The organism is Salinivibrio sp. MA607 (assembly GCF_001996245.1).
GTDB lineage: Bacteria > Pseudomonadota > Gammaproteobacteria > Enterobacterales > Vibrionaceae > Salinivibrio > Salinivibrio costicola.
The window spans coordinates 1-9,027 of the sequence record NZ_MUFJ01000045.1; the positions used below are offsets into that span (position 1 = coordinate 1).

General features: G+C 45.0%; 9 protein-coding genes. 4 read left to right on the plus strand and 5 right to left on the minus strand.

What is annotated here, in order from left to right:
• Positions 1–405 precede the first annotated feature (405 nt).
• Positions 406–1,020: a DNA-J related domain-containing protein gene (locus BZG81_RS14980; RefSeq protein ID WP_021024428.1), complete on the plus strand. Its 615-nt coding sequence runs from the start codon at positions 406–408 to the stop codon at positions 1,018–1,020.
• Between the two features lie 141 nt (positions 1,021–1,161).
• Here BZG81_RS14980 and BZG81_RS14985 read toward each other — a convergent pair whose 3' ends face one another.
• Positions 1,162–1,458 carry a DUF406 family protein gene (locus BZG81_RS14985; RefSeq protein ID WP_077677757.1) on the minus strand — a complete coding sequence of 99 codons (297 nt, stop codon included), beginning with the start codon at positions 1,456–1,458 and terminating at the stop codon, positions 1,162–1,164.
• A 249-nt stretch (positions 1,459–1,707) separates the two neighbouring features.
• Positions 1,708–3,363, minus strand: a complete 1,656-nt coding sequence (locus tag BZG81_RS14990) for an AMP-binding protein (RefSeq protein ID WP_077460922.1) — start codon at positions 3,361–3,363, stop codon at positions 1,708–1,710.
• Positions 3,364–3,730: 367 nt separating this feature from the next.
• Between BZG81_RS14990 and BZG81_RS14995 the strand changes: the two genes are divergently transcribed.
• The 3 genes from BZG81_RS14995 to BZG81_RS15005 all read left to right on the plus strand — a co-directional run bounded on the left by BZG81_RS14995 (position 3,731) and on the right by BZG81_RS15005 (position 6,263).
• Positions 3,731–4,216, plus strand: a complete 486-nt coding sequence (locus BZG81_RS14995) for a TetR/AcrR family transcriptional regulator (RefSeq protein ID WP_077677758.1) — start codon at positions 3,731–3,733, stop codon at positions 4,214–4,216.
• A 330-nt stretch (positions 4,217–4,546) separates the two neighbouring features.
• The gene (locus BZG81_RS15000; RefSeq protein WP_077668957.1) at positions 4,547–4,933 is read left to right on the plus strand and encodes a hypothetical protein; all 387 of its coding nucleotides are present in this window, start codon (positions 4,547–4,549) and stop codon (positions 4,931–4,933) included.
• 142 nt (positions 4,934–5,075) lie between these two features.
• The gene (locus BZG81_RS15005) at positions 5,076–6,263 is read left to right on the plus strand and encodes an acetate kinase (protein WP_077677759.1); all 1,188 of its coding nucleotides are present in this window, start codon (positions 5,076–5,078) and stop codon (positions 6,261–6,263) included.
• A gap of 77 nt (positions 6,264–6,340) precedes the next feature.
• On the opposite strand, the gene BZG81_RS15010 is transcribed toward BZG81_RS15005, so the two are convergent.
• The 3 genes from BZG81_RS15010 to BZG81_RS15020 all read right to left on the minus strand — a co-directional run.
• Positions 6,341–8,263: an LTA synthase family protein gene (locus BZG81_RS15010; RefSeq protein ID WP_241827404.1), complete on the minus strand. Its 1,923-nt coding sequence runs from the start codon at positions 8,261–8,263 to the stop codon at positions 6,341–6,343.
• Between the two features lie 21 nt (positions 8,264–8,284).
• Positions 8,285–8,659, minus strand: coding sequence for a diacylglycerol kinase (locus tag BZG81_RS15015; RefSeq protein ID WP_077668955.1), 375 nt, complete (start codon positions 8,657–8,659; stop codon positions 8,285–8,287).
• Positions 8,660–8,666: 7 nt separating this feature from the next.
• On the minus strand, positions 8,667–9,027 hold a 361-nt coding region (locus BZG81_RS15020), incomplete at its 5' end, for a sulfatase-like hydrolase/transferase (RefSeq protein WP_158011856.1).

Genomic DNA, 9,027 nt, shown 5'->3' on the forward strand with positions numbered 1-9,027 from the left:
TTAATGGAGTTCTCAACAGAATGCGAATTAAATGGCGCAAAGTATGCGAGTAAGCACGGTTTACTGTTGCTTAATGCAGGCTTAATTCATCGTGGTGCCTTAAAACATGGTGCTTTCAAGTAAATATATTCACTGACGTAACCTTAAAGATTATTTATAAGATTAATCAGTAATATACGCAATATTATGATTTTTTAAAAATAAGTTGGCACCAGATATGCTTAGATTTTAACCGGCAATCGGAAAGTGTCATTGTAATGGCGGCATACTGACCAATAACAATGAATTTTTCGATTATGACCACAAAACACTCAGAATTGGTTTATACCTTAAGTAAGGTGGTTTACGACCAAACCTAAGACGTGCCGGTTTAAAATAGCTGGCCAGTGACAGAGGACGAACGTCATGCTTGCTGAAAAACGGGATGAAATAGACAACCCCCTGATTTGGCCGATACTCAGTATTTTAGAGTCGACACGACAAAGTTGGAAAGTGCATCACCTGCTGGGTGAGTTGCGAAAAGATACCATGATGGCGCAACTCGATGAAGACCCCCATCTTGATCTGTTTAAACGCAATTTCCTGATCATGAACGCCCTATATCAACTGCAAGAAATGTTGCTGCCCCAGCAATGGTTGCAGGTTGAATCCATGGATATTCAATTACAATGGCGTGTGGGAGGTCATGGTTTTGTGGCCAAAGAAATCGATTACCAGGATCCATTACGCGATTACTACATGGACTGGAACAACTATGATGCTAGCCAAGATGATGTCAAAGAATTGCTGTCTTCTTTTTGGAAGCATTACCAGCGCCACATCGGTAATGATACGCCAGGGACTGCGATGCTGGAGCGAAACAAAGCACTTAACGTGTTAGGTTTGGACGAAAATGCGAGCGAACATGAAATTCGTCGCCAGTGGCGGAAGATGGCCCTAAAATGGCATCCGGATCGCCCTGAGGGTGATGCGACAACATTCCGTGAAATGTGTGAAGCGTGGCAGAGCTTAAGGCTTTAACCGGCGGCGAGCGCTTTCACTGAGCCAAGATGCTCGAATCATAGCTAAATAATGAGCAGGGTGAGTGAATATTCACCCTGCTTCGTGTTTTTGAAGCAAGCCTGCGTAATCGCCTGCATGCCATTAAAGCTCTCTTAACGCCTAGGCGTTGTTCAAACTGCGGCTACGCAGTTCAAAAATCAGCTTTTCAGCACTGCATTCAAATTGCATCTTAATCGTCAGTGCGTCGTTTTTAATGTGCTGACTATCAAAGTCATGCTTCACAGCAGGATTAATACTCTTTGCCAGGTCAAGATACTGCTCGAAGCGCGCCGCTATCGCCTCAGGGCTTTTGGCTTGAATGGTGACTTCTGCTACATCATCGCCCTCTGAGATGATGTAGCCAATCTCAGCACTTACACCGCAAGCATCGCAAGCGTCAGTTTGGTTCTCTTTCATGGTGTTCCCCTACGTAAACGCAGCCAATGACGTCACGTTTAAGACGTGGCTGCAAACCAGTGGTACGATCTTTAGCAAACACATGCCTGTGGCACATTGAGATAGGTCAGGTTTTGATATCTTTTCTGTATTAATGATGGAAAAACTACCGGTGAACCAATCAAAAATAGCATCGAAAAAAAGAAAGGGGTGGTGCTAATCGTATTGTCTTGCGGCGCCCCAGCATAGATTGACGGGGCGCCGGTGAAGCTATAGCAAGTCTTCTTCCCACTGCACGAGCGTGCCTTTTGGCCAGTGAGTGCCAAGATCGTGGTATTCCTGCTCCAGCTTATGGCGACGAATTTTTAAGGTCGGTGTCAGTTTACCGTTCTCAATACTCCATGGTTCTTTAATCATCAACACACCTTTAATTTGCTGGTGTGACTCAAGTTCACCATTGATAGTATCCACCACTTTTTTTACTCGACGCTCGTAACGAGCGCGATCAAAATGAGGGAAATGGTGTGGGAGCGCAAGTAGAATCGGTGCTGGCATGCCTGAGCCAATTACGCACAACATTTCAGCGTTTGATAATTCAAATAAGCGCTTTTCAATCGGTACAGGGGCGACAAATTTACCTTTGGCGGTTTTGAACGTATCATTTTTGCGCCCTGAGATACTGAGGTAGCCATCGCTGTCGAGCTCCCCTAAATCACCAGTATGCAACCAACCGTCGACCAAGGTTTCTTTGGTTGCTTCTTCATTTTTGTAATAACCGCTAAACAGTCCTTGGCTTTTTACTAAGATTTCTTGGTCGTCTGCGATCTTGATTTCAACCCCTGGGCCGGCATTGCCAACGGTACCAATTTTATCGGCCCGGAAAGGATAATTAATGGTGCTGTAGGCATAACTTTCGGTCATGCCCCACGCTTCGGTGACATTCAAACCAATCTTGCGGTACCACTCCAACAATGCCGGCGCGACAGGGGCGGACCCACAGCCCAATACACGTGCTTGATCCAAGCCTAAGTTTTTAGCGACTTTATTTTTGACGATCGTACTCACTAACGGAATACGGAGCAGTAGGTTCAACTTACCGTCCGGCAGTTTCTCCTGGATTCGCTGTTGAAATAGGGTCCAAAGCCTTGGGACCGAAATAAACAGGGTTGGGCGATGCATTTTGACATCTTCAATGAAAGTATCGAGTGATTCAGGAAATGCCGTCGGGATCCCGCCCATAATGGCTGACCCCATGATGTATACACGCTCGGTAATATGGGCCAGTGGTAGGTAAGAGAACAAACGATCGTCAGGTTCGATACCAATATGATCGATCAACCGTTGCGCAGACCAGCAGTAACCGCCGTAGCTTAACATGGCTCCTTTAGGCGGCCCTGAGGTGCCCGATGTATAAACCAGCGACATGAGATCGCCATCAAGATGAACAGGACGTTCGTCTGACGGTGCGTGGTTGGCGATCAGATCGTGCCATTCGTAATGACAGTTTACGGTAGGATAAGGGAGGGCAATTGTTTTTAGGTTCGGCAGACTTTCTAACGAGGCCGTTAGCGCTTTACTGTCATCTAATTTACCCACAAACATTGCTTTCGATTCGCTGTGGTTGATGACATGATCGATAGTGTCGGTGCCCGCGGTAGGAAATATGGGCACACTGATGTAGCTTCCCATCATCATTGCTAAATCTGCGATAAACCACTCAGCACAGTTTTTTGATATCAGTGCGATTTTGTCACCCGGCTTAAGCCCCATATCGCGGAGCGCTGTTACCATTTTCTGGGCCTGCTCGGCGACCTCGGCAAAGGTATAATCATGAAAGCGGCGCCCGTGGATTTGGCGCAGAAAAACATGGTTTGGGCGCTCATCGGCCCAACGTAAGATCTGATCATGTGGTTTGATATGTGACATTGGACTTCCTCATTGTCGCAACGTGGAGATACGTTAAAACGTTATAATAATGTTAACTTACGGATCCTCGGCCACCATACGCAAGATAATCATTTAAACGACTGTCTAAATTATGACTGATGACACTATTTGCGGTGTTTTTTGCCTGACTTTTCAGTTTTTTCACCCCATTTTCAGGAGCCAATGCCAAAAGCTTGATCAGCCTCCGTATTCACATAAGACGTTTACTGTCAGGCTTTATTGGTGAGTCTGTACTATTTTTACTAAGGGCTAGGCTTTATCGCGAGCCAGACGCAAGTGCGAGCCAAACGGGCGCGCGTTACAGCACTGCGCCAACAGTGGCGATTGACGGGAGAACAGGTTACGTATGCCTAAACGGAGTAAAGCGCAAACGCAACAGACCATTGAGCTCATCCTAGCAGAGGCGAAACACCAATTATTAATGCTTGGCTATGAGGGAATGTCGTATACCACGTTAAGCGAGGCGACCGGCGTATCGCGTACTGGGATTAGTCATCATTTTCCTCGAAAACAAGATTTTATGTTCGCGCTGGAGCCGTTTATCGTCGACAGCTTGCGCATGCCGCTTGATACAACCAGCACCATTAATGCGTTTATGACCAGTTGGATGCAGGCGATGCATGCAAACGGTGACTTCAAAGCCACGCTCAAACTCTGTTTCTATCTACTGATTAGTGGCAAAGCGGACAATGGTGCCGCGTTTAGAATTCTAAAAGCATTACAAAAAGAGTGTGAGCAGCGTATGCAAACGGATCTCACCGTCGCTTTTTCGCAATTATTAGGTGCGAGCCTGTTACTGTGCCGTCAAAAAAGTGAGGGGCATGCGAAGTAACTGTATAGAGGGTCCGGTCAGGTTAGCGAGCAGACGCGGCGATAAAATTAACGCCCAACTGACAGACAGAGCTTAACTTTTTTGTTATATTGATCACGCTTTCAAAGCAATACATTTTTTGGAGATAACTATGAACAATACCGACCATCCTCCGAGTCGAAACGGAGAAAAATAGCGACTGTTGGTATTGTCTCTGCCAGTTTACCAGCCGTTGTTGATAGCTGGCCCCACCTGCTTTATTTTTCTCCTCTCGCTCTAACGCATAATGCTGCCTTTTAGGCGCTATACGTTGTTGATGGTCGTTACCTGTTGCCAATCGGGAGATTCGCCATGACGGTAATGAACAACACCTTTGATAACACTGCTACTTTCTCAACCTCCGAGATCGTCGCGGCTCGTAATGCCTTTTTACAATACGAATTAACTCGGCAAGCCGAGCTACTCACCGTAATGCCAATCGAGGAATCGATGGGTGTTCTGCGGCACTGCTCGGTGGCTCATGTTCAACATTTGCTCGATATATTGGGCGAGCAAGGCCATCAGCGGCAAGCGGATGAATATGCGCACCGCCTTGGAGTGATACCACCAAGGACCAACCTGCTTTTGCGTATGATGGAGACACTTCGCGCGTACCGCAAAGTCGTCACGATTATGTCGCTAGTAATGAGCACCATGGGGGTCGTCGGTTACTTGTCATTCTTGTTTTTGCCTAGTTGATGCGCACTTAGCTTGATCTTACGCAGTAAATTGTTGGGCAATTATGCTATCACTATAACGATAGTTGAATTATTCAAAAATATTTTAATAATAGGGTGGCGGCCGCAAGTCGCGATCCCAATTCTGCCAATAAGGTAAACCTATGAGTGATGCACTGGTACTCGTTATAAATTCAGGCAGTTCGTCTTTAAAGTTTGCACTGATGGACGCGCAAACAGGCGATGCTGTGATTTCAGGCGCCGGAGAGTGTTTTGGTCGTGATGACGCATGCATGAGCTGGAAAGTCGACGGTAACAAAACTGAAAAGACATTGAGTGCAGGAAGCGACCACCATCAAGAGGCCATGGACATTATTGTGGGCCTTATCGAAAACAACCAACTCAGTGATAAATTACAAGCTGTTGGGCACCGAGTGGTCCATGGTGGCGAAACCTTCAGTCAGGCGACGCTTATCGATGATGCCGTACTTGCACAGATCGATGCCTTGAAATCCCTGGCGCCACTGCACAACCCCGCTCATGTCGTTGGTATTAATGCCGCGCGTAAAGCTTTCCCCAACCTTCCTCAAGTCGCGGTTTTCGACACAGCATTCCATCAAACCATGCCGGAAAAAGCGTATCACTACGCGATCTCGCGTCAGCTCTATAATGATTATGGCATTCGTCGCTATGGTTTTCATGGCACCAGCCATTATTACGTAAGTCGTGAAGCGGCAAAATGGCTTAACCAAGCGCCTGAACAAACCAATGTCATCACAGTACACCTTGGTAACGGTGCCTCTTTGTGCGCGGTCAAAGACGGTCAAAGTGTCGATACCAGCATGGGCTTTACGCCTTTAGCCGGTTTGATGATGGGCACTCGCTGTGGTGATATCGACCCATCTATTCTAGAGTTTTTATCGAAAAAAGGGCTCAGCATGGATCAAATCCATCATGAGCTGATCGATAAAGCAGGGCTCCTTGGTGTGTCTGAGCTCACCAATGATTGTCGTGGGCTGGTTGAAGCCGCGGAAGAAGGCCACAAAGGTGCGCAACTCGCGCTGGAAATGTTTGCTTATCGCGTTGCGAAATTCATCGCAAGTTACATGGTGCCGTTATCCCGCCTGGATGCGATTGTTTTCACAGGTGGAATTGGCGAAAACTCACTGCCAGTCCGTGAGATGATCCTAAAAGAACTCGCGATTTTCGGTTATCAATCAGATGCCGACGCCAACGCCGCCGCTCGGTTCGGTGCCGCAGGACAAATCACAACACAAGATTCACCGCTCGCATTGGTGATCCCAACCAACGAAGAGCTGGTGATTGCCCAGCAAGCCATGGCAATGGTCTGAATCTTAGCCTACTCTGAATAGAAACAGCGAGTATTATTGCTCGCTGTTCCTTTATTTGCTCGCGGTATGTTACTAAGTCAGCGCGGATTATTTGTTCCTGATGGATATAATCCTTGCCTGTATAGCTTCCCGCCCAACAGCGCATGTGCTTTTGCGCGCACTACCGCCTCTTGGTTTAATTTGATCGGACTGAGTACCTGTTTTACAACATCATATTGATAGGCGACTGGGTCTTTTTTGGGCTGAAGCACTACCAGTGATTCACGTGTTAAATAACCGAAGTTTTTATCGAACTGCATCATTGCACGTTGATATTCAGATGGTACGGCGCGGTTTAAATCATGGCCTATCATGGGTGTTGTCGCATCGATACCGATCAATGAAAGTAACGTCGGCGGCATATCTAAACTACTGACTAAACGAGAGTCTTTGCGTTTAGGAATATCTTTGCCGATAATTAATGCTGGGATATGAAAACGGCTAACGGGGATCGGATCATCGCCATAGGCGCGTGAATCATGATCCGCAATGATCAAAAAGATGGTGTTTTCCCAATAGTCTGATTTTTTAGCCTTGTTAAAAAACTCACCGAGTGCATGATCCGAGTATTTTACCGTATTTAGACGTGTATTTGTTTCCTTAGTGTAAGGTGTAATTTGTCCATCTGGGTACTCATAGGGCGAATGGTTTGAACTAGTAAAAACAAGACTAAAAAAAGGTTTGCCTTTTTGATGAAGCGAACGAAACTGTTTGTCAGCCATATTATATAAATCTTGATCTGAAACGCCCCATGAACCGACAAACTGTGGGTTATCGAACTGAGAAAAATCGACAATATCTTGAAAACCATTACCGAGAAAAAATGACTTCATATTATCGAAATGACTCTCACCGCCATAGATAAATTGTGTCGTATAGCCTTGTTGTTTCAGTACATCAGCGATAGTAAAAAATCCAGTTTGGCTTTTTGATAGCTTTACTACTGCACGAGAGGGTGTTGGCGTAAAACCTGTTGTGACCGCTTCGATACCACGTACCGACCGTGTTCCCGTTGCATAAGCTTGAGTAAAATTCCAGCCTTGTTTCATGAGATTATCTAAGTTGGGTGTAAGCGGTAACCCATCTAACGCGCCAACAAACTGCGCGCCTAGACTTTCTTGCAGTAAGATGACCAGATTTTTCTTATCCTTACCGATCGCTCGCTTCGTATTTAACGTTGGATACGCGGAATTCATGAGATAATGTGTGCTTGATGGCGAATAAGCTTTAATCGTTGAAATGATTTCTTCCAGCGGCATATCTCCATAGTATTCTTCAGCATTACGTTCGGATGCCATGGATTTGGCGGCAAATACCAACGAATAAGAAGAGTTGAGGACTAAATCATTTAGTAGCGGATTAGTTGAAAAGGCGACAAGTGCTGGGTTTAGTGGACGGTGTTGCAGGGTTGAGCGCGCTCCCATGACACCGAAAACAATCACACACACCGCAAGAATAGGCCGTGTCCACCAGCGTGGCTGGTTTTCCGTATCAGTAAACTTGCCGCTTAACCGCCAGCTATAAAAACCCACCAATGTTGTTCCTGCGAGTCCTAAGAACAAAGGTAATTTATAACCTTTCCAAAGCATGGAAAAGACTTCTTTGGGGTAAACTAAATACTCCAGAAATAGCCGATTCGGTCTTAGATTATATTCCATAATAAACGAAGGCGTGGCAAACTCCATATAAGCTAACACGACAAAACCACAAACCAGCCAACTCCGCAGTATAAAAACAAACCCTCGACCAAATTTTCCAGAGGTTGGCAGCAGTGCCAATAAAAATGCCGGTAGGGTATATAGCCAGCAGAGGGTCGCTATATCTATGCGAATACCTTGCGTGAAAATATAAAAATATTCAGACCAATGATTTATGTTGTCTTGCTGCCAGATTAAAAGTCCAATCCGAAAAGTACTAAGAAATCCTAATGCTAATAGAAAGAAAATAAGAATTGGTTTCATTAGTTTTATGACTTGCATCGTTCAACCCTGAATTATAAAATTTATTATGACACTTAACCATGTCACTACTGCAAGAATTAATGTTAATAATACGGCCGCTGATCCGATATCTTTGGCCTGACCACTTAGCTCATGGTGTTCTTTCCCTACACGGTCAACAACTGCTTCAATGGCAGAATTAATTAGCTCGACAATCAGTATAAGCAATAAGCTCCCAATTAAGATGAGTTTAGTTAGTAATGGAACGGACATTAGTAATGCAAAGGGTACTAGGATTAAGACAAGCACGACTTCTTGACGGAATGCTGCTTCATTCTTCCACGCAGCTTTCAAACCTTGGATTGAAAACTCAGTTGCCTTGAAAATCCTTTGCATGCCTTTATAGCCTGGCTTCATATTCTACCTATTGACGACAAAGTGAAAAAATATCTTTAGATTCTTGATATGCGGATGTGGATATGTCCATGATTCCTAGTAATGAGTGGAAAATATTGTCATGTGAGAAGGTGTTTCTTTCTGCTATTTTATTTAGACAGAATGAGTCGACTTTTTTATCCTTTAAGAAGTTGTCATCAGCCCAGAAAAACATCGGGACATGAGTTTGAAAATCTGGTGCGATTGAATAAGGTAATCCATGAAGGTAAATGCCATTTTCTCCCAATGATTCACCATGATCGGAGACGTAAATTAATGCAGTGTTATATTTAGAAGATAGATCTTTTAACTCCTTAATGACTTTATTTATAACATAATCAGTATATAAG

What these genes read in the sequence shown, in the direction of transcription:
- BZG81_RS15015 (WP_077668955.1), bottom strand. Translation starts at nt 8,659, where the DNA reads ATGAAGCCAGGCTATAAAGGCATGCAAAGGATTTTCAAGGCAACTGAG.
- BZG81_RS15010 (WP_241827404.1), bottom strand. Translation starts at nt 8,263, where the DNA reads ATGAAACCAATTCTTATTTTCTTTCTATTAGCATTAGGATTTCTTAGT.
- BZG81_RS14980 (WP_021024428.1), top strand. Translation starts at nt 406, where the DNA reads ATGCTTGCTGAAAAACGGGATGAAATAGACAACCCCCTGATTTGGCCG.
- BZG81_RS15000 (WP_077668957.1), top strand. Translation starts at nt 4,547, where the DNA reads ATGACGGTAATGAACAACACCTTTGATAACACTGCTACTTTCTCAACC.
- BZG81_RS14995 (WP_077677758.1), top strand. Translation starts at nt 3,731, where the DNA reads ATGCCTAAACGGAGTAAAGCGCAAACGCAACAGACCATTGAGCTCATC.
- BZG81_RS14990 (WP_077460922.1), bottom strand. Translation starts at nt 3,363, where the DNA reads ATGTCACATATCAAACCACATGATCAGATCTTACGTTGGGCCGATGAG.
- BZG81_RS15005 (WP_077677759.1), top strand. Translation starts at nt 5,076, where the DNA reads ATGAGTGATGCACTGGTACTCGTTATAAATTCAGGCAGTTCGTCTTTA.
- BZG81_RS14985 (WP_077677757.1), bottom strand. Translation starts at nt 1,458, where the DNA reads ATGAAAGAGAACCAAACTGACGCTTGCGATGCTTGCGGTGTAAGTGCT.